Origin of the sequence: Microbacterium jepli, assembly GCF_047237905.1 — a bacterium.
Classification (GTDB): domain Bacteria; phylum Actinomycetota; class Actinomycetes; order Actinomycetales; family Microbacteriaceae; genus Microbacterium.
The window spans coordinates 618,440-637,567 of sequence record NZ_JBDFLW010000005.1 but is presented as its reverse complement, the minus strand read 5'-3'; the positions used below and the strand labels follow the sequence as shown (position 1 = coordinate 637,567).

19 protein-coding genes are annotated in these 19,128 nt (G+C 73.3%); 7 read left to right on the top strand and 12 right to left on the bottom strand.

What is annotated here, in order from left to right; all coding sequences use genetic code 11:
* Positions 1 to 7: 7 nt before the first annotated feature.
* The 3 genes from ABC304_RS07210 to ABC304_RS07200 all read right to left on the bottom strand — a co-directional run bounded on the left by ABC304_RS07210 (position 8) and on the right by ABC304_RS07200 (position 4,587).
* Positions 8 to 3,049 (bottom strand): AAA family ATPase, encoded by a 3,042-nt coding sequence (locus tag ABC304_RS07210; RefSeq protein WP_412929825.1) that lies wholly within the window; start codon positions 3,047 to 3,049, stop codon positions 8 to 10.
* Positions 3,046 to 4,200, bottom strand: a complete 1,155-nt coding sequence (locus ABC304_RS07205; RefSeq protein ID WP_412929823.1) for an exonuclease SbcCD subunit D — start codon at positions 4,198 to 4,200, stop codon at positions 3,046 to 3,048. The genes ABC304_RS07210 and ABC304_RS07205 overlap by 4 nt, the downstream gene beginning before the upstream one ends.
* 93 nt (positions 4,201 to 4,293) lie before the next feature.
* Positions 4,294 to 4,587 (bottom strand): DUF2277 domain-containing protein, encoded by a 294-nt coding sequence (locus tag ABC304_RS07200; protein ID WP_412929822.1) that lies wholly within the window; start codon positions 4,585 to 4,587, stop codon positions 4,294 to 4,296.
* Between the two features lie 108 nt (positions 4,588 to 4,695).
* Here ABC304_RS07200 and ABC304_RS07195 point away from each other — a divergent pair, with 108 nt between their 5' ends.
* Complete coding sequence (locus ABC304_RS07195) at positions 4,696 to 5,484, top strand: alpha/beta fold hydrolase (protein ID WP_412929820.1); 789 nt, start codon at positions 4,696 to 4,698, stop codon at positions 5,482 to 5,484.
* A gap of 57 nt (positions 5,485 to 5,541) precedes the next feature.
* Here ABC304_RS07195 and ABC304_RS07190 read toward each other — a convergent pair whose 3' ends face one another.
* The 4 genes from ABC304_RS07190 to ABC304_RS07175 form a co-directional block, all read right to left on the bottom strand.
* The gene (locus tag ABC304_RS07190) at positions 5,542 to 5,913 is read right to left on the bottom strand and encodes a hypothetical protein (RefSeq protein WP_412929819.1); all 372 of its coding nucleotides are present in this window, start codon (positions 5,911 to 5,913) and stop codon (positions 5,542 to 5,544) included.
* A complete protein-coding gene (locus tag ABC304_RS07185) occupies positions 5,910 to 6,215 on the bottom strand; it encodes a hypothetical protein (protein ID WP_412929818.1) in 306 nt (101 codons plus the stop codon). Before ABC304_RS07185 ends, ABC304_RS07190 begins: the two co-directional genes overlap by 4 nt.
* Before the next feature lie 93 nt (positions 6,216 to 6,308).
* Positions 6,309 to 6,737 carry a DUF1622 domain-containing protein gene (locus ABC304_RS07180; RefSeq protein WP_412932861.1) on the bottom strand — a complete coding sequence of 143 codons (429 nt, stop codon included), beginning with the start codon at positions 6,735 to 6,737 and terminating at the stop codon, positions 6,309 to 6,311.
* A 51-nt stretch (positions 6,738 to 6,788) separates the two neighbouring features.
* Positions 6,789 to 7,082 carry a GNAT family N-acetyltransferase gene (locus tag ABC304_RS07175; protein ID WP_412929817.1) on the bottom strand — a complete coding sequence of 98 codons (294 nt, stop codon included), beginning with the start codon at positions 7,080 to 7,082 and terminating at the stop codon, positions 6,789 to 6,791.
* 462 nt (positions 7,083 to 7,544) lie between these two features.
* Between ABC304_RS07175 and ABC304_RS07170 the strand changes: the two genes are divergently transcribed.
* Together ABC304_RS07170 and ABC304_RS07165 are read left to right on the top strand one after the other, a co-directional pair.
* Positions 7,545 to 8,285 carry a winged helix-turn-helix domain-containing protein gene (locus ABC304_RS07170; RefSeq protein ID WP_412929816.1) on the top strand — a complete coding sequence of 247 codons (741 nt, stop codon included), beginning with the start codon at positions 7,545 to 7,547 and terminating at the stop codon, positions 8,283 to 8,285.
* A gap of 58 nt (positions 8,286 to 8,343) precedes the next feature.
* Positions 8,344 to 9,342, top strand: coding sequence for a DNA-3-methyladenine glycosylase family protein (locus tag ABC304_RS07165; protein ID WP_412929814.1), 999 nt, complete (start codon positions 8,344 to 8,346; stop codon positions 9,340 to 9,342).
* 10 nt (positions 9,343 to 9,352) lie between these two features.
* On the opposite strand, the gene ABC304_RS07160 is transcribed toward ABC304_RS07165, so the two are convergent.
* Positions 9,353 to 10,537 (bottom strand): polysaccharide pyruvyl transferase family protein, encoded by a 1,185-nt coding sequence (locus ABC304_RS07160; protein ID WP_412929813.1) that lies wholly within the window; start codon positions 10,535 to 10,537, stop codon positions 9,353 to 9,355.
* A 136-nt stretch (positions 10,538 to 10,673) separates the two neighbouring features.
* Here ABC304_RS07160 and ABC304_RS07155 point away from each other — a divergent pair, with 136 nt between their 5' ends.
* Positions 10,674 to 12,800, top strand: a complete 2,127-nt coding sequence (locus ABC304_RS07155; RefSeq protein WP_412929812.1) for a glycosyltransferase — start codon at positions 10,674 to 10,676, stop codon at positions 12,798 to 12,800.
* Positions 12,797 to 14,095 (top strand): glycosyltransferase, encoded by a 1,299-nt coding sequence (locus ABC304_RS07150; RefSeq protein ID WP_412929811.1) that lies wholly within the window; start codon positions 12,797 to 12,799, stop codon positions 14,093 to 14,095. Before ABC304_RS07155 ends, ABC304_RS07150 begins: the two co-directional genes overlap by 4 nt.
* 126 nt (positions 14,096 to 14,221) lie before the next feature.
* On the opposite strand, the gene ABC304_RS07145 is transcribed toward ABC304_RS07150, so the two are convergent.
* Positions 14,222 to 14,854, bottom strand: coding sequence for a hypothetical protein (locus tag ABC304_RS07145; protein WP_412929810.1), 633 nt, complete (start codon positions 14,852 to 14,854; stop codon positions 14,222 to 14,224).
* A 53-nt stretch (positions 14,855 to 14,907) separates the two neighbouring features.
* Positions 14,908 to 16,122 (bottom strand): GNAT family N-acetyltransferase, encoded by a 1,215-nt coding sequence (locus ABC304_RS07140; protein WP_412929809.1) that lies wholly within the window; start codon positions 16,120 to 16,122, stop codon positions 14,908 to 14,910.
* Between the two features lie 138 nt (positions 16,123 to 16,260).
* Between ABC304_RS07140 and ABC304_RS07135 the strand changes: the two genes are divergently transcribed.
* Both ABC304_RS07135 and ABC304_RS07130 read left to right on the top strand, forming a co-directional pair.
* Positions 16,261 to 16,875 (top strand): nucleoside deaminase, encoded by a 615-nt coding sequence (locus tag ABC304_RS07135; protein ID WP_412929808.1) that lies wholly within the window; start codon positions 16,261 to 16,263, stop codon positions 16,873 to 16,875.
* A 22-nt stretch (positions 16,876 to 16,897) separates the two neighbouring features.
* Positions 16,898 to 17,122, top strand: coding sequence for a hypothetical protein (locus tag ABC304_RS07130; RefSeq protein ID WP_412929807.1), 225 nt, complete (start codon positions 16,898 to 16,900; stop codon positions 17,120 to 17,122).
* Positions 17,123 to 17,465: 343 nt separating this feature from the next.
* Here ABC304_RS07130 and ABC304_RS07125 read toward each other — a convergent pair whose 3' ends face one another.
* Positions 17,466 to 18,281, bottom strand: coding sequence for a VOC family protein (locus ABC304_RS07125; RefSeq protein WP_412929806.1), 816 nt, complete (start codon positions 18,279 to 18,281; stop codon positions 17,466 to 17,468).
* Between the two features lie 4 nt (positions 18,282 to 18,285).
* On the bottom strand, positions 18,286 to 19,128 hold the full coding sequence (locus tag ABC304_RS07120) for an aldo/keto reductase (RefSeq protein WP_412929805.1): 843 nt from the start codon (positions 19,126 to 19,128) through the stop codon (positions 18,286 to 18,288).

Below are 19,128 nucleotides of genomic sequence, written 5' to 3'. Positions count from 1 at the left end.
GGTTCGCCTACGCGGCTCCGGCCGTCACGTCCTGCTCGATGACGCTGTCGCCGTGCGGGGTGGTGCGTACGGTGAGCTGCGCGGGGAGCTGGTCCTTCATCGCCTCGACGTGGCTGATGACGCCGACCACCCGGCCGCCCTGGCGGAGCTCGTCGAGGGTCTGCATCGCTACGTCGAGGGTGTCGCCGTCGAGCGAACCGAAGCCCTCGTCGATGAAGAGGGTGTCGAGGGTGATGCCGCCGGCGCGGGCGGTGACGACCTCCGCCAGGCCCAGAGCGAGGGCGAGCGACGCGAGGAAGGTCTCGCCGCCCGAGAGCGACGACACCGGTCGGGCCTGGCCCGTGAACGCGTCGAACACCTCGATGCCCAGTCCCGACGCCGCACCGCGTGCCGCCCGGGCGTCGGTATGCTGCAGCCGGTAGCGTCCCTGCGTCATGCCGTCGAGCCGGACGTTGGCGGCAGCCACGATCTCCTCGAGCTCAGCGGCCAGCACGAAGGTCTCGAGGTTCATCTTCAGGGTGTTCGGCGCGCGCCCTGCCACGGCGTGGGCCAGCCGCTCGATGACCTCGGCCTCGGCGGCGACCTCCGCGATGGCCTCGTGTGCGATCTCGGCGGCGGTGACCGCCTCGTCCAGGCGCTCCGCGGCCTCGGCCGCGCGCACGCACCGCCGGACCGCTTCGTCCCGCTGCTCGGACGCGTCTCGGAGGAGGGCGGCCGCGGTCTCGACATCGATCGGCTCCTCGGGCAGCATCCGCAGCTCGAGGTCCATGAGGGTCGAGCGCACACCCGCGATCTCATCGTCGAAGAGTCGCACCTCGCTCGTGAGCCGCTCGCGTGCCCGGGCGTCGAGGAGGGCGGCGGCTGCAGCATCCCGTCCTTCGAACGGCGATGCTTCGAGAGCGGCGACGAGCTCCGCGTCGGCGAGCTCGACCGCCGATCGCCGACGAGCGACCGCGTCGATCGCGCCGAGCAGCGAGCGGGCCCTGCGGATGAGCTCCTCCGCCGCCGACAGCCGCGCCTGCACCGACTCATGACCGCCGCGGGCGTCGAGGACGAGGGCTTCGGCCTGAGCAATCGCACGGTCGACCGCGAGGAGCTCACCGGATGCCGCGGCGCGCGCCTGCTCGAGGGCGTCGACCGCCGCTCCGACCTCGGCGAACTCGGTCTCGCGCTCGGCACGCTGGGTCGCGAGGGTCGCGGCTTCGGCCACGGCGGTCTCGGCCACAGCGAGGTCGGCTGCCGCCGCATCGGCCTCGGCGCGCGCCTCGGCGGGCGAGCGGCCGCCGGCGCCCTGCAGCGCCGCGGCGAGGTCGTCGCGGGCGGACTGCAGGGCGACGGTCGCGGCGAGGTCGGCGGTCGCCGCCGCGGCCTTCGCCTCCTCGGCCGCGGTGATGTCGTCATCGGTGACCGGGTCGCCGGTGCGGACGGTCGGCTGCGGGTGCTCGCAGGAGCCGCAGACGGGGCAGGGGTCGCCGTCGACCAGCGACTCGGCGAGCTCGCCCGCGTGATCGCGGAACCGCCGGTCGCGCAGGTCGTCGAGCGCCGCTGATGCGCGGGTCAGGGCGCGTCCTGCCGCTCCCGCGGCCGCCTCGGCTGCGTCGCGGAGGTCGCGCAGGGTCTCGGACTCCTCGGCCGCGCGGACCACGGCGCGCACGGCCTCGACGCGGCCCTGCGCTTCGGGCAGACGTGCGGCACGGCCCTCGGCGAGCGCGAGCGCAGCCGCGGACTCACTCAGCAGCGCGGGCAGATCTGCGCGGCGGGCCGTCAGCGCCTCGGTCTCGGCCGCCGCCGCCGCGAGCAGGTCGGCCGTCGTGGCGCGTTCCTCGCGCAGCGTCGGAATCGTGCGCTCGGTCTCGAGGGCGACGCCGATGGCCCCGACATCGGCGAGCAGGGCGTCGGTGTGCCGCTCGAGCTCCGGGCGGTCGACCGACTCCTCCCCCGCGTCGGCCCAGGCGGCCAGGGCCGCGGCGTGGGCGACCTCGTCGCCGGTGAGGGCGGCGTGCGCCCGGTCGGCCGCGGTCATGAGAGCGCGCAGCGGCTCGGCGTCGGCCGCCCGGAGGAGCGTCTCCCGTGCGGCGCCGACCTCTGCGGCGCGCGCGTCGAGCGACGCCAGCCTGACGCGGGCCTCATCGCGGCGCACCTGCGCCGCGCGTTGCTCCACGCGGTCGGCGTGCAGGGCCTCGGCGGCGGACTGCGCAGCGCGGGCCGCGACCTCCTCGGCCCCGGTCACCTCGCGGGTATGAGCGGCGCGCAGGCGCGCCTGCCGCACCCGGCGGAGGCGCTCGTCGAGCGGAAGCGCGGCCGCATCCTCGGCGGCGATCTGCGCCGCACCCGCATCGGCAGCCGGACCCGCATCGCCCGGCTCGGCGTCGGGCACCGTGGCCCGGCTGAGCACCTCGGCGTTGTCGAGCTGAACGAGCAGCGTGCGCGTGTCGAGGGTGAGACGCTCCAGCGTCTCCTTGCGGCGACGCTCGAGCGTCTCCTCGTAGCCGCCGAACCGCTTGGAGTCGAACAGCGTCCGCAGCAGCGTCTGGCGCTCGTCGTTGCGGGCGAGCAGGAAGCGGGCGAAGCGCCCCTGCGCCAGCAGGATGACCTGCAGGAACTGGTGCTGCGTGAGCCCCAGCACCGGCCCGAGCTCGTGCCCGACGTCGACGGGACGGGATGCGCGGCCGACCCACTCGCCGTCGACCTCCTCCTCAAGCCGCGCCTCGGCGGGCGTCAGCGTCGTGCCGCGGCCGTTGCGCTTCAGACGTTCATAGGTGGGCACCCGCTCGACGCGCCACCTCCGTCCGCCGCTGGAGAACTCCAGGCGCACGCGCGTCGGCTCGGCGAACGTGGAGTGGTCGCTGCGGATCCGCTTCTCGCCGTCTTCGTAGCGCGGCACGCCCCCGTACAGCGCGAAGCAGACCGCGTCGAGGATGCTGGACTTGCCCGCGCCGGTGCGACCGCCGATCAGGAAGATGCCGTCGCGGGCGAGCGCATCGAAATCGACGACCTGGGGCGCGCGAAACGGCCCGAAGCCCTCGATCTCGAGCCGATGCAGCCTCACGACGTGAGCTCCGCGACCCGGGCCTCTGCCACGGCCTCGGCGATGAGCTCACGCTCGCGCTCCCCCGCCCCCTCGCCGGCCCGCACGTGCGTGAGGAAGCGCTCGATGAGCTCGTCGTCGCTCTCGACGTCGCGCACGCGGTCGGCGTAGGTGACGCGGGATGCCGCGGGCACCCCCACCGGGTCGAGCTTGATCGTGGCGCACCAGGCGAACCGCGTCTGGAGCTTCCGCATCGGATCGATCTGGGGCGTGGGATCGGTCAGCACCGCGCACACCCAGTCGTCCGTGTGCACGTCGAGCGCCGGGTCGGCCAGCAGCTCCTCCAGCGAACCGCGCAGGGTCACCAGGCGGCGGGGCACGGGGAGATCGATCCACCGCGCCGACACTTCGCCCGCAGCATCCACATCGACCAGCCACGACCCGCGCGGCTTGTTGGCCTCGCCGAAGCTGTAGTGCAGCGGCGCCCCCGCGTAGCGGACGCGGTCGGAGAGCTGCTGCCGGCCGTGGATGTGCCCGAGGGCGACGTAGTCGACACCGTCGAACGCGGATAGCGGCACCACATCGAGGCCGCCCTGCTGGATGTCGCGCTCGAGCTGAGGTGTGGGGGCGACGCCTGCCGCGAAGCAGTGGGCGATCGCGACGGACCGCCCGCCCCGCCGGACGAGGTCGGCCCGGATGAGGCCCATCGCGTGGTCGAGCGTGTCGGCGTGCGAACGCAGGGTGATGCCCGGCCACACCGCGCGCGCCATCGTCGGCTCGAGATAGGGGATGCCGTAGAAGTGCAGCGGCCCGTGCGCGTCGTCGACGGTGACCGGCACCCCGACCGTGGCCGGATCGGTGATGACGTGGATGCCGTCGCGGAGGAGGGCGGACTGGAACCCCAGCCGGGCGGCGGAGTCGTGGTTGCCGGAGGTGACGACGATCTGCGCTCCGGCGTCGCGGATGGCGCCGAGGGCCCGTGAGAGGAGCGGGTAGCAGGCCGCGGCCGGGGTGGCGGAGTCGAACACGTCGCCGGCGACGATCACGACGTCGACGTCGTTGTCGCGCACCTGCTCCGCGAGCTCCTGCAGCACGCCGGCGAGCGCATCGAGCGTTGCGTGGCCGTGGAACGACCGCCCGATGTGCCAGTCGGAGGTGTGCAGGATGCGCATGCTCACACGCTAAAACGAGCCACCGACATCACCGGGCAGCGGCCGGGCGGGTCGCCCAGAGCAGTGCCCACGGCGGGCGAGCGACGGCGGCGGTCAGCCCGCCTGCGCGACGCGGGGGGCGTAGCGGCCGGACGCCTCCGCCCGGGCACGCGCCTTGGCCGCCTCCTCCTCCCGGTTCTTCGGCGGCACGACGGCGACGAGGTCCTGCAGGAGGTGCCCGGTGATGTGCGCGATCTCGGCCACCGCACGGTCGAAGGCGTCCTGGTTCGCCTTGGACGGCTTGGTGGTGCCGGCGATTTTGCGCACGTACTGCAGCGCGGCTGCGTGCACCTCCTCATCGGTCGCGGCGGGCTCGAAGTTATGGAGCGTGTGGATGTTGCGGCACATGGCAGACACGGTACGCGCGCATCCCGCGCGGGAGAAGAGGCCCCGCGAGCCCGACCGCAGCCCGGCCGGTCCGAAGAGCGACACAGCCGCACTGAATAGTGTCATCCGGTGCTGTTCGCCCGTCGCCCGCCCGCCGACACGTCGGTGGTCGCCCCGCGCGACACCCCCGCGACCGTCCGGAGCTTCTCGCACGCGGGCGCCACGCTCGTCGCGGAGTCGTTCGGACGGGGCGCCCGCACCTTCCTCCTCATCCACGGCCTCGGCATGGGGCGTCTGGCGTTCCGCGGACTCGCCGGTCAGCTGCGCGGCCGAGGCCGGTTCATCGCCGTCGACCTGCCCGGCTACGGCGCGGCTCCGGAGCCGGAGCGGACCCTGACGATGGCGCGCACCGCAGACCTGCTCGCCGCGCTCCTCCGCGACAGCGGCGAGGGGCCGGTCGTCGCCGTGGGCCATTCGATGGGCACGCAGGTCGCGGTGGAGCTGGCGGCCCGGCATCCTGCGCTGGTCGACAGTGTCGTGCTGCTGGCGCCGACGGTCACGCGCGCGGAGCGCACCGCCGCCCGGCAGATCCTCCGGCTCGCCCAGGATCTGGCGGTCGAGAGCCCGCGGGTCATCCTCGTGGGGGCGATCGAGTACCTGCGCGCGGGCCCGAACCTGCGCGGCAAGTTCCGGGCGATGCTGGCGCATCGCCCGGAGGACGTCTACCCCCGCGTGACCCAGCGGGCGCTGGTGATCCGCGGGGGAACGGACCGCGTCTGCCCGCAGTGGTGGTGCGCGGAGGTCGCGGCGGCTCTCCACAGCGCCGACCTGGTCGTGGTCGACCACCACGGGCACGAGACGATGATCCGCGACTCCGCTCCGTCCGCCGCGGCCATCCTCGCCTTCACAGGAGGCTGATCCTCGACGCGATCCGTCCGGCGGGCCCTTGCGGGCGCGCCGGACGATCGGGTCAGATCACTCGCCGGCGATGCGCTTCGCGAGGGCCACGCGGTCCTCGTCGGTCACGGACATGCCGGCGTCGCTGAAGCGCTGCGAGAGCACATCGGCGATCCGCTCATGCCCCTCGGTCCCGACGTCGAGCCGGGTCTGCGCGGCGATGCCGGCGACCTTGTCGTCGTGGCTGGCGTCGTGGACGTCCATGGCCGGCTCGTCCTGCGTGTCGGCCGCGGCACCCGGGCCGGTCTTCTCGTCCGCGTCGTGCGAGAGCGCACCGCCGACGACGTCCTCGCGCATGCCCGGCGCGCCGGGCGTCTCGCCCGGGACCTCCGCGTCAGCGGGGACGTTGCTCCCGCCGACGGGCTCTGCATCGGTGCCGCGGTCGCTCACGCGTTCTCCTCGGCTTCCTCGTCGGTGCGCAGGTCGGGGTCGATGCCGCGCGTCGCAGCGGCGTCCTCGATCGAGCCGTCGGGATCCGCCGGTGCCGCAGGGCCGTCGCCCACGACCTCGTCACCGGTGGCGGAGTCCGGCATCGGCGTGTTCGGCGGCAGGCCGGAATCCGTCAGGGACGCGGAGTGGATCGAGTCCGCAGTGCTCTCCGACGTCTCGGTGTCGCTCGTGCTCCCGTCCTCCCAGGCCCCGGCCGGGTTCGCGTCGAGGACGCCCTCGGGCAGATCGCGCTCATCGCTCATGATTTCCACTCCCTCATCGTTTCCCCCAGCGTGCTCCGTTCCGCGCGGAAAGGCAGGGGCTTGACAGCCCGCAGCGCTCCGGCGACTCCGGCGTCAGTGCTGATTCGGTGCCGTGGAGCGAGCGGATGCCGCGGCATCCCGATCGCGGACGACCGCGTCGCCCAGCATCTGGCCGCCGCTGCGCAGGAGCGCCCGGCGCCAGGGCAGCACGCCCTCGATCTCGACCTGGATCGACATGGACAGCACGGTGCGGATCAGCACGATGACGCCCAGGATGAGCGCGTCCTCGAGCGAGGGCTTGGACGTGATGGTGCGCAGGAGATCGGCGGCGACGAGGACTTCGAGCCCCAGGAGGATGGCCGAGCCGAGCGTGTTGCGCAGTACGAGGAACGCCGTCCGCCCGCCCTCGCGGCGGCTCAGCGAGCGCGCACAGAGCACGACCGCGAGGAGGAAGCCCGAGACCATGGCGATGGCGCCCACGACCTCGAAGCCCACAGCGACGCCGATGAAGACCGACTCCATGTCCACGGGGTCAGTGTAGGGCGGGGTGAACGGGCGGCGCGGCGCGGAGGGTCAGGCGCGGGCGCGCAGGATGCCGGAGCGCTCGGGGTGCGCCTCGAACCAGTCGGCGACGTACCAGCAGACCGGGAGCACCTCCCGGTCACCGCTCTCCTCGAGGGAGGACACCGCACGCTCGACCACTTCGCCCGCATAGCCGTGGCCGCGGAAGGTGGGGATCGTGTACGCGCGGGTCATGGCGACGGTGCGTCCGTCGTCGCGGTAGTCGAGGACGCTGACGAGGTCGTCGCCCTTGTGCAGGGCGTAGCGCGACGCGTCCTTCTCATGGGTGAAGGTCAGCTCGGTCACCGCAGAAGAATACGCCCGGGATCAGCGTGCGGCGCTGTACGGATGCTGTGTGGAGGAGCCGCCGGCATCCTCTCCCGCCCGGGACTGAGCAATCTGTCACAATTCGTCATCCGTCCGCGGCCGGGCCTGGGCGATTTGACGCATCCGGACGCATTCCGTCATAATCAGCCACATGACCGACAACGCACGCTCTCTGTCCGCCCTGGAGGCGAACGGGACTGCCCGCATGATGATGGCCGGCGGCCGCGTCATGTGCTGTCGAATGTGCCGCTGACACAGTGACCCCTGCCGGGCTCACGAGTCGCCGTCCGGGTTCGAAGAGATCCGGGAGAACGCGACCCGTTCCGCCCCCGAGGCACCGTCCGCATGATCTGCGCGACGCAGGACGCCTCGTCTCCGCCCCTCCGGGCACCCAGCAGCACCCCTGAACCCCGCCGGGTTCCTCCCGCAAGGACTTGCATCGTGTCGAACACCCTTCTGCTTGACCGTCCCGCCGCCCGCGTCCCGCACCTTCGTGCCGTCTCGCCGATCGCCGCCGCCCCGGCGGCGTCCGAGCAGGTGGACGCCGCACCGGCCGCTCCCGCCCGCCACCTCCCGCCGAACACCGCGCCCCGCGGCTTCGCCCTCTACGTCGGCATCGACGAGGAGAAGGCGGCCGCCGCCGGCGTCAGCCTCGGCGTGCTCGTCGAGGCGCTCCGCCGCACGCTGGGCGAGCTGGCCCCGACCGCCGAGACCTACGCGACCGTCGCGCTGGCGCCGACCGGGGCGGGCGGCCGTGACGTCGACGTCGTGCGCCTCGCGCTCCACGAGCCGTCGGCCGTCGCGCGCACCAAGAACGAGCCGGAGCCCGAGGATCGCGTCGAGGGCGGCGTCGTCGTCGACATCTCCCGCAAGCGCGTGCTCATCGACGGGGAGTCGGCGGCGTTCACCTTCAAAGAGTTCGAGCTGCTGCAGTACCTGGTGCTGCGCGAGGGCCGCACCATCGAGCGCACGGAGCTCGTCTCCTCGCTCTGGCAGGGCGCCACCGATGACGAGGCACCGGGCGAGCGGACGATCGACGTGCACGTGCGCCGCCTGCGCGCGAAGCTCGGCCGCTACGAAGACATCGTGCGCACGGTGCGCGGAATCGGCTACCGCTTCGATCGCCACGCCGACGTCGTCATCCGCTACGGGCACGGCACCCCCTCACCCGACCGCTTCTGACGCGGCGGCGGTCGTGCTCGCCGGTGGGATGTCGGAGGGGCGCGCGTAGGGTGTCTGCATGACGATCTCGCCGCCCGGCCCCGCGCTCGCGCGCGAGCCGCGACGGGACGTGCGCAGCATCCCTGCGGGCACGCCCGGCGGGAGACCGCTCGAGACGGAGTACCGTCCGCGGCATCCGCTCGACGTGCGGCGCACCGTGATGTACCAGCGGCACGGCATGGGCGATCCGACGATGACGCTCGACGGGTCGGTGATGTGGCGCGTCAGCCGGACACCGGCCGGCGTCTCGACCCTCGCCATCCGCGAAGTGTCAGGGGGCGTCATCCGTGCCGCCGCCTGGGGGCCGGGAGCCGGTGTGGCGCTCGAGCGCCTGCCCGCGCTGTGCGGGGCGGACGATGACCCGACCGGATTCGACGGGTCGAAGCATCCGCTCATCTCCGAGGTGCACCGGCGCAATCCGGGCCTGCGCATCGGACGCACCGGCGACGTGTTCGACGCCTTCGCGAGCTCCGTCATCGAGCAGAAGGTGACGAGCCTGCAGGCCTTCTCGGCCTGGCGCACCCTGGTCACCTGGTTCGGCGAGCGCGCGCCGGGGCCGACCCCGAAGCCCATGTTCGCGCCGCCGTCCATTCAGGGCTGGCGGCACATCCCCTCCTGGGGCTGGCATCGTGCCGGTCTCGAGCCGCCGCAGTCGCGCACGATCGTCGAGGCCGCGCGCCGCGGCGACACCGTCGTGCGCGCGCTCCTCCGTGCGGAGGACGGCGAAGCCCGAGACCGGGTGCTCATCTCCCTGCGCGGCGTCGGCGCGTGGACGTCGGCCGAGACCCGCATCCGCGCCTTCGGCGACCCCGACGCGGTCAGCGTCGGCGATTACCACCTCGCCCATCAGGTGGGCTGGGCCCTCACGGGCGCCCGCTGCGACGACGACGGGATGCTGCGGCTCCTGGCCCCCTGGGCGGGGCACCGTCAGCGGGTCATCCGCCTGATCGGCCTGAGCGGCGCGGTCGAACCGCGTCGCGGCCCACGCCTGCACCCCGAGGACCACCGCGACCGCTGAGACCTCGACCTCAGCCGAGCGCGGCGGCCACGTCGTCCCACCACAGCGCCGCGCGCGCCCGATGCGCGGGGAGGCGCGACAGCGTGCGCTCGGCGATCGCGTCGCGCGCGGCGTCGAGGCCGGCCAGCTTCGCGGGCGCCCCGGCGAGGTCGTCGAGGTCGACGACCTCCGACTGCCCCCAGTGCCCGAGGGCGCCACCCAGCTTGATGCGCGTGTACTCATCGGCGGCGAGGGCGAGGGTCGGCACGCCCGCGGGAGCCGCGAACACCGCCGGGTGGTACCGGCTGGTGATGAGCAACCGGGCGCCGCGCGCGAGCTCGGCGGACGTCCGCGAGTCTCCGCTCGGCACGACCGTGCTGCCCTGCCGCATCCGCGCCCGCACCCGCTCGTGCAGCACGGCGTCGCCCTGCGGCTCCGCTCCCGCATCGACGGGACCGAAGTGCGCGTGGAAGACGACAGGACCGACGGTCTGAGCCGCAGCATCCAGCAGCTCCGCGATCCCCCGCTCGACGTCGACCGCGGGTCGACCTGCGAACCAGCCCGAGAGGCTGACCAGCACCGGCGCATCCGGATCGGCGATGGGGCTGCCCGACGGACCGCCGCCGATGAAGGACGCGTCGTCGACGCCGACCCGCGCACGGACGCCCCAGGACTGCTGCGCCCGCGCTCCGGAGTCGTGCTCGCGGACGCCGGTGAGCCGCGCCGCCCGCGCCATCGCCGCGACGCGGCTCTCGTCGGCGGGGGTCAGATCGGGGCCGAAGGTCTGCCCGGTGACGACCACGGGGAGCCCCCGCGCGACGGCCATCGCAGCGAGGGTGGTCCGCTCGTAGACGTGCACCGGCCACCGGGAGGCGAGGTTGCCGCCGCCGGCGATCAGCACGCCGTCGGCGTCATCGAGCGCGCGCAGAACAGGGGACGCGGGGTCGGCGTCGTCGAGCGCCGATGATTCGGATGCCGCGGCCCGCAGCAGCGACGACCGCTCCTCCGCCGCGGCGCGGTCGAGGTCGCCGAAGCCGAGACGGCCGATCGCTTCGATGCCGTAGCGGTGCGCGGATTCCGCGGGTACGGATGAGATGCCCGTCATCGTGCGGCCGCGCGCGGCCAGCTCGTCGCGGGCCGCTTCGAACATGGCCTCGTCGCCGATGTGGATGATGCCGGAGGTGACTCCGATATCGCCGATGGTCAGGATGCTCACGCGTCTCCCGTCGTGGGGGGGCGGCGCCGATCGACGCCTCGTCCACCGTAAGCGTCCGTCCATGTGCGCGCACTACGATCACTGGGGCGCTGAATCGCGGCGCCAGGGCGGAGGACCCATGGGGATCCAGTCGGCGATGGATCGCATCAGTGAGGCCCCGACCGTGGTCGCCGCGCTCCGCGCGGCGGACGACCTGGCCTTCGAGGCGGGGCGGGACCCCGGCGTGCGCACCCTGCGCGTGCTCTCCGCCGCCCTCGCGGGCGCCGACGACATCGCCGCGATCGCCGCCGTGCACGCGATCGCCGAGATGAACGACGAGCAGGCGGCCCGTCTCCTGGTGTCACTGCTCTCCGACTCCCGCGCGTGGATCGTGCAGCACGCGGCCTGGGCGCTCGGTCGCCGACCGATGCGGCCCGACGCGGTGGGGCGCCTGATCCGGCTCGTCGCCGAGGGCGGCTTCGCGGGCATGCTCGCGCAGCACACCATCGAGAAGTGGTCGGTGACCGGCGGCGATCTGCTGGCGGTGGCCCTCGAGGCCGCGGGGACGGGCACCCTCTCCTCCGGCGCACGCGCGCGTCTCATCGAGACGATGGGCCTCGTCCGCCAGCCCTCGGCGACGGCGCTCCTGCGTCAGGCCGCCGCCGATGCGAAGGTCCCACGCCCGGTGCGCGCCGCAGCCGTCGCCGCCCTCGGGCAGCGCAGGGACGCCGCATCGGTCGCGCTCCTCGACCAGCTCGTCTCCGAGGGCGGCCTGCTAGGCGACCTCGCCCGCCTCTCGCTCATCGACGTCGACCCCGAGACCGCACCGTCCCGGGAAGGCACCGGTCTGACCGTCGCCCAGCTCTTCCTGCACGCCGACGTCGACTCCTCGCTCTCATCGGCGGGTGCCGGGGACAACGGCGGCATCGCCACGCTCCTGGTGCGTCTGGGCGATGCGCTCGTCGCGCAGGACGCCGGCGTCGAGCGGGTGCTGACGCTGTCGCGCGGCACCGTGCGGCAGGCGGCCCCCGACCTGGTCCAGGTCGCGGGCACGACGTCGGGTCACGTGTACGGCCACATCCCCCTGAACGAACTGCCGGCGTCGTCGAGCACGGCCTGGCATCTGCGGGTGACCGTGCGCCGCGGCATCCGTCGTCTGCTCAAGGCGGCCGGCCGTGTCGACGTGCTGCACCTGCGCATGGCGGACGTCGGCAGCCTCGCCGCCGCCGACGTCGCGCGCGAGCTCGGCATCCCGACCGTCTTCACCGTCGCCCCCGACCCGCACAGCGTCATCGCGTCGCTCGAGCGCTCCGGCCAGCTGACCCGCGAGGGCTTCGGCGCGGCCGATGTGCGCGAGCACTACTGGTTCCGCGCACAGCTCGTGCAGAGCCTCGCGGCCTCGGCATCGCACTCGGTGCTCTTCCCCCGGCCCGACCTCGTCAGCGACATGCGCGAGCTGGTCGGCATCGACCTCACCTCGCGTCCCGAGCGGCACAGCGTCGTGGCGGAGGGCGTCGACCTCGCCATCATCGACGACGCGGCCGTGACGGCGCGCGAAGCCGCTCGAGGAGGCGCCCTGACGCCGGCGCTGACCGAGCTGGCATCGCTCCTGGCGGACCTGCCGGCCGAGCGCCGCGCCCTGCCGCTGCTCATCAGCGTCGGGCGCATGCACCGGGTCAAGGGCATGGCCGCCCTGGTGCGCACGTGGGCGGAGAGCCCGCTGGCCGACGTCGCCAACCTGCTCATCGTGGGCGGCGACCTGCGCTTCCCGTCGAGCGACGAGCGGGAGCAGCTCGACGCCATCGACGCGATCGTCTCGCGCAGCGACCGCGCCGCGCGCGGCCTCGTCGTGCCCGGCCACCGCCCCAACGGCGTGACCGCGGAATGGCTTGCGGCCGTTCGCCTGGGGCTGCCCGGGTTCGCCGCGCCCGGCGGTGCGTACGTGTGCGCGAGCGTCAAGGAGGAGTTCGGACTCGCGATCCTCGAGGCGATGGCCACGGGGCTGGTCGTGGTGGCCCCCGACGCGGGCGGCCCCGCCACCTACGTCGCCGAGGGCGACACGGGGTTCCTCGTCGCGACCGCCGACCGGGAGCGGCTCGCCGAGGGGATCGCGAACGCCCTGCAGCGCGCCTCTGAGCTGAGCGTCGACGAACCGGCGCGCGGCCGCGCGCTGGTCGCCGAGCGCTTCACCATCCAGGGCATGGCCGCGACCCTCGCGCCCGTCTATGGAATGGTCGCGCGCGCCGAGGCGGAGCTGGAGCGCGCGGCGGGTCTGTCCGCGTGACCCTGCTCGTCATCAGCCCCGACTACGCCTCGCACCTCCTGCCGCTGGCCGGCATCGCCACCGCATGGCGCGACGCCGGCGAGCGCGTCGTCGTCGCCACCGGGCCCGCCACTGCGCCGGTGGTCGCGCAGTTCGGCTACGACCGCGTCGACCTCCCGCTCGGCCGCGGCGCCAATCCCGGCGTGATCCGCAGCGACGACCAGGTGGCGGCCGAGGCGCAGTCGCTCGAGGGCTTCTTCGCCGCGACACGTCGCGGCATGGTGGAGACCCTGACCTACCAGGCGCGGGAGCGCCTGACCGACCTCATGTGGCAGCCGGTCGACCGCGCGCACGCGACGCTCGCCGTGATCGAGGAGGTGCAGCCCGACGCGATCCTCGTCGACCACCTGGCCTTCAGCGCCCGGCTGGCCCTGCACACGCGCGGCATCCCCTACGGCGACGTCGTGCTCGGGCACCCGACCGCCCTCCCCGTCGGCGACGAGGTCTACGGCTATCCGCCGTTCTGGCCCGCCGCCTTCCGCCCCGCCGACGACGAGCTCGCCGAGCTGCGTGCACTGTGCGAGCGCGTGTCGGCCGGCTTCACCGCGCAGTGGAACGAGGCGGCGAGAGAACTGGATGCCGCGGCATCCCCCATCGACGACGCCTTCGCGCTGCGCGGCGACACCGTGCTCTACAACTATCCCGGCGAGCTGGCCGTCGGCGACGGCCGCGTGCTCCCTCCGCATCGCTTCCTGGGCTCCGTCCCCCGTGACGAGGCTCGCGAGGCCGACGTCGAGGAGTGGCTGTCGAGCGGCGAGCCGTTCGTCTACGTCAGCTTCGGCAGCTTCCTGTCGGTGCGCGCGGATGTGCTCGCCCGCGTGGCGGAGGCGCTGCGGCGTGCGGGCCTGCGCGCGGCGATCGCGACGGGCTCGACCGATCCCGCCGAGCTCGGCCCGCTCCCCTCCGACTGGCTGATCGCCCCGTACCTGCCCCAGGTGCGGCTGCTGTCCGCTGCGACGGCGGCCGTCACCCACGGCGGCAACAACTCCGTCACGGAGGCCGTCGGGTCGGGCGTGCCGCTCGTGGTGCTGCCGTTCTCCACCGACCAGTTCGCCGGCGCTGCGGCCCTCGAGCGCGCCGGCGCGGGCATCGCGCTCGACCCGAACACCGCCGACGTCGATGCGCTGACGCGTGCGCTGGTCACCGTCGTCGACGAGCGGTTCCCGGGGAGGGCGCTCCTCACGGCCGCCGCCGAGGCGCAGGCCGCTCGGCCGGGGCCGCGGATCGCCTACGAGACGTTGACCGGCTCGGTCTGACACGCGCGACGCATCCGTCCCGCGCGACGTGGGCCGACGCAGCCGGCGTGTTACGGCGTCGGCTGTCAGCCGGCTGCGGGCGGCGGGCGTCGGCCGTCAGCCGGCCGCTGGAGGCGGCGTCGGCGGTCAACCGGCCGCGGGCGACTCGATGCCCACGACGGCGGCCATCGCCGCAGCATCCCCGGATGCCGCCCGGTACAGCTCCATGCGCGCGGCGTTCGCCTCGTAGTTCGCGCCCGCGCGCACCTCGCCGGCGTGATGCAGCGCGTAGACCCGGCCGTGAAGACGCTGGGGCGGCGAACCGAGGATCGTCGTGTGGGCGAGGTACCACGCGGCATCCTCGAATCCCCATCCGCGGAAGCGCTCATCCTGCCCACCGTGCGCGGCCCACGTGCGCGGCGTGGCGACGTAGACACCGGAGCACGCGCCGTCGACGTACTGCTCGACCGTGCAGTCGATGAGGGGCGTGCCGGCGGCGACCTCCGCGGAGCCGCTGCGACCCAGCCAGCGGTACTCGTCGTAGGGCAGGTGCACGAAGCGGCTCGTCGCCGCGGCGATGATCGCCTCGCGGAGCGGCTCGATCTCGGGCAGTGTGTCGGCGTCGCCGATGACGACGACCTCGTCGGACCGCGCCTCGCTCATGGCGCGGTTGCGGCAGGCGGCGAGCACGAACGGCGTGTCGCCCGTGTCGACGGTCTCGACCGGCACACCGGGCAGAGCCTTCCGATACCAGCGCACCACGCGCTCGAAGGCGTCCATGCGCGACGGCGCGGGGCGCCACGGGATAACGACGCGGACCGGCGGGAGACCGCTCACGCGTCGGCTCCGGCGGCGGAGGTCTGCGCATCGGGATCGTCGCCGGCCGATCGTCGCATCGGGATGTGGGGGATCCCGTCCTCCTGGTAGGCGTCACCCGTGCGGACGAAGCCGAAACGGCCGTACCACTGCTCGAGCTGCAGCTGCGCGTCGAGGTCGATCGGCAGGTCGCGGGCGAGGTGCGCGCAGCGCTCGATCGCCGCCTCCATCAGACGGGCGGCGAGCCCGCGGCCGCGCGCGGCCTGAGCGGTCGCCACGCGGCCGATGCGCATCGCCTCGTCTCCGCAGAGGATGCGCAGGGTCGCGAGCACCTCGTCGTCCTCGACGATCCACATGAGCTCGGCGCCCGGCTCCAGGTCGCGCCCGTCGATCTCGGGGTACGCGGCCTGCTGCTCGACGACGAACACGCTGACGCGCAGCCACAGGATGCGGTACAGCGCGACGGGGTCGATGTCGGCGACGTGCGCCCGGTGGATCTCGCTCACCCGAACACGGTACTCCGGAGTCGCGGGGCCCTCCGACGGGGCGGCGCCGGGCCCACCCGCCGGTTCGGCGGAGACATCCGCGACGGCCTCCGCGCTCTTCGGTCGCCACGGCTCGTGCGTGTGCGAGAGCCACACGGCGACGGGGTTGAGCGACCGGATGAGGCGCTGACCGTCGGTGGTCGGCTCGTCCAGCTCGCCGAACCACACGGCGGAGTCTCCGGCGATGACGACCGGGCCGTCGGCGGTGTCGACGACGACGATCTGCGAGCCCGGCGTGTGACCCGGCGCGGGGAGCAGCCGGACGCCCGGCAGGAGCTCGTGCGGCCCGTCGTGCTCGACGTACAGGATGCCGGGCGGATCGACCCACGCGGGGATCGTGTAGTCGGGAGCGGTGCGCGCGTCGTGGAGCTCGCGCGTCTGCACATGGATCGGGATGCCGGGGAACAGGTGATTCCCGCCGACGTGGTCGTAGTGCAGGTGGGTGTTCACCACCGCGTCGATCCGCCCCAGCGCGTCGAGATCGAGCGGGAACAGGCGGGGGTCCATGTCCTCCACCGCCGGGTGCAGCTCGGTGAAGCCGGTGTCCACCAGCACACGGCCGTCCGGATGCTCGATGACGTGCACGCAGACCGGCATGGCCTCGCCCTCGACCGCGAGGTCTGCGACGTGGAGGGGCGTGACGATGACGCCGGCTGATGCGGCATGGAAGCCGTCGGTCTGGTCCATGGCGACACGGTACGCCGTGACGGCCGCCGCCGACAGGCGGCGGCCGACACCTGGCCGAAACAGGGGCCGCCTACGCTCGGGGCGGTGCCGCGCGTCCGCGGACGCGCCGCCCTCCCCCGCCTCGACCGAAGGATCCCCATGCCCCTGGATGACATCGCCACCGAGTACCGCATCGCCCTGCCCGCGTGGATCGCGGATGAACTGGCCGGCACGCCCGACGTCATCGCCGACCCCGTCGAGCGGATGCGCCTCGTGAATCGGCTCGCCGACCGCAATTGGCGCGAGGGCAACGGCGGACCCTTCGCCGCGGTCGTCGCCGAGCGCGAGACGGGCCGCATCGTGTCCGTCGGTGTGAACGTCGTGCTCGGCAGCGGAGTCTCCAGCGCCCACGCCGAGGTCGTCGCCCTCGGACTCGCCCAGACCCGCCTCGGTGGATGGGACCTGGGTGCCGAAGGGCTTCCGGAGCACGAGCTCGTCGTCAACTGGCGGCCGTGCATCCAGTGCTACGGCGCCGCCATGTGGTCGGGGGTCCGCCACCTCACGATCGCGGGCGAGGGTCGCGAGCTCGAGGACATCACGACCTTCGACGAGGGTCCGCTCGGAGGCGACTGGGCCGAGCAGTTCGAAGCCCGCGGCATCCGTGTCACGACCGACGTGCTTCGCGACGAGGCGCTCGACGTCTTCCGCGCCTACCGCACGGCGGTCGACGACGGCGGCATCACGGTCTACAACGCACGCGCCGGCTCGGACTGACGCGGAGCCCTAGGCTGGGCGCATGGACGAAACCCGCACCGGCTTCCCGCGCGGACGCATCGGCTGGATCGCTGGAACACTGGCGCTGATCGGCCTCGGCTTGCTGGTGGGGGCCGTGCTCGGCAGCATCTTCCTCGGCCTCTTCATCGCCGCGATCATCTCGATCGGCTGGCTGATCGCCTACGAGTCGTGGCGCGGTCGCACCGTCGGCCTCGACGACCCGCACGACGACGGCGCCCAGCTCTAGTTCCGGCGTTCCAGCTCGCTGCGCTCGCTCGCTCGCTCGATCGACCGGCGGTCGTGGTGCGACGAAGCGCGGTTACTCACCTGACGCGAGCTGCGGGATTTCACACGCGGTGGCGACGACACGCGTCAGATGAGCGGACGGGATGCTGCGGCATCCGCTCACTTCGAAGGCTCATCTGACGCGAGCTGCGGGAAAGCCTCCGCCGAAGCGGAGGGAAGTGTCAGCTGAGCGAACGGGATGAGGCGTTTCGACTCGCTTCGCTCGCTCAACGAGCGGTTCCGGTCGCTGAGCGAGGAGCGTCAGCGACGAGACGAAACGCGCGAACGAGCGGGGGCGGCCGGCCTCACTCCCGCGGGGCGAGCTGGCTCACGACGAACGTCGCGCCGGGCGGATCGGCCACGACGGCCTCGCGCGTCCAGTCGGTCTCGGCGGACGACAGCACCTGCCCTCCCGCGCGGCGAACCGCCTCGACGCTCTCATCACGGTCGGCGGAGGTGAAGCGCACCTCCCAGCAGGCCGGGCCGTCGGTGGGGGCGATGCCCGCGACCACGTCGGCGAAGCCGGGAGGAGCGAAGGCCTGGCGTTCGTGGATGCCCGGATCCACCGTGCTCGCCAGGTGTTCGCCGTAGCCGGGGAGACGGATCATCCCGGCCCCGAGGTCGGGGTCGACGCGCCAGCCGAACACCGCGCCGTAGAACGCGAGCGCGGCGTCGGGCTCGGGGGTCCGGAGATAGCTGAAGTTCCACGCGCCCGGCTCGTTCACGATCTGCGCTCCGAGGCGGCGCCGCGCCTGCCACAGCCGGAAAACAGCGCCCTGAGGGTCGGCGCAGACCGCAAGCCTGCCTCCCGGCCCCGCGTCCGCCGGCGGAGACAGCACCGTGCCGCCGGCCTCCGTCACCGCGGCGGCCGTGCTGTCGACGTCGTCGCACGCGATGTAGGTGTTCCAGACCGGCTCACCGGTGCCGCCACCGATCGCCGCAGCATCCTGTTCCTTCAGCGCGGCGATGTCGTAGAAGCCCGGCGCCTCCGGGGGCATGGCCGGTAAGAACTCCCAGCCGAAGACAGCCGAGTAGAACCGTTCGGCCGCCTCGCGGTCGGCGACCTCGATGTCGACCCAGCAGGGCACGCCCTCGGGGTAGATCCTCGGCTGATCGGCCATGTCGTCACATCTCCTCGTGGGTGTCGGGGTCGGCTCCCCACAGGCGTCCGCGCTCGAGGCCGCTGATGGCCGCGACCTCGTCGTCCGACAACTCGAAGCCGAAGACGTCGGCGTTCTCGCGCTGGCGTGCGGGATCGGCCGACTTCGGAATCGGCGTCGAGCCGATCTGCACGTGCCAGCGCAGCACCGCCTGCGTCGGCGTCACGCCGTGGGCGGCGGCGACGTCGCGCACGACCTGCTCCTCCAGCAGCTCGGAGCGCTTCGCGAGCGGGCTCCAGCTCTCGGTGCGGATGCCGTGCTCGTCGTGGAACGCGCGCAGAGCTGTCTGCGGGAAGTACGGGTGCAGCTCGACCTGGTTGATCGCGGGGATCACGCCCGTCTCGTCGGCCAGGCGGGTGAGCATCGCCTCGGTGAAGTTGGAGACGCCGATCGTGCGGACGAGCCCTTGATCGCGGAGCTCGATCATTCCGCGCCAGGTTTGCACGTACTTGTCGACGCTCGGATTCGGCCAGTGGATCAGCTGCACGTCGATGCGGTCGAGGCCGAGCCGCTCGAGGGAGTCGCGACCGCTGCGGATCGCCTCGTCATACCCGTGCTCGCGGCCCGGGATCTTCGTCGTGACCACCAGCGTCTCGCGGTCCGCGCCGCTGCGCCGCACGGCCTCGCCGACCTCCCGCTCGTTCTCATAGTTCACCGCGGAGTCCAGCAGCGTGTAGCCGGAGCGGATGGCCTCGACGATCGCCGACACGCCCTCCTCCCCGCGCAGCTCGTAGGTGCCGAGGCCGAGCTCCGGGAAGGCGGTGTCGTCGTTGAGGGTCACGGTGGGGATCTGCGGGGCGTCCGTCAT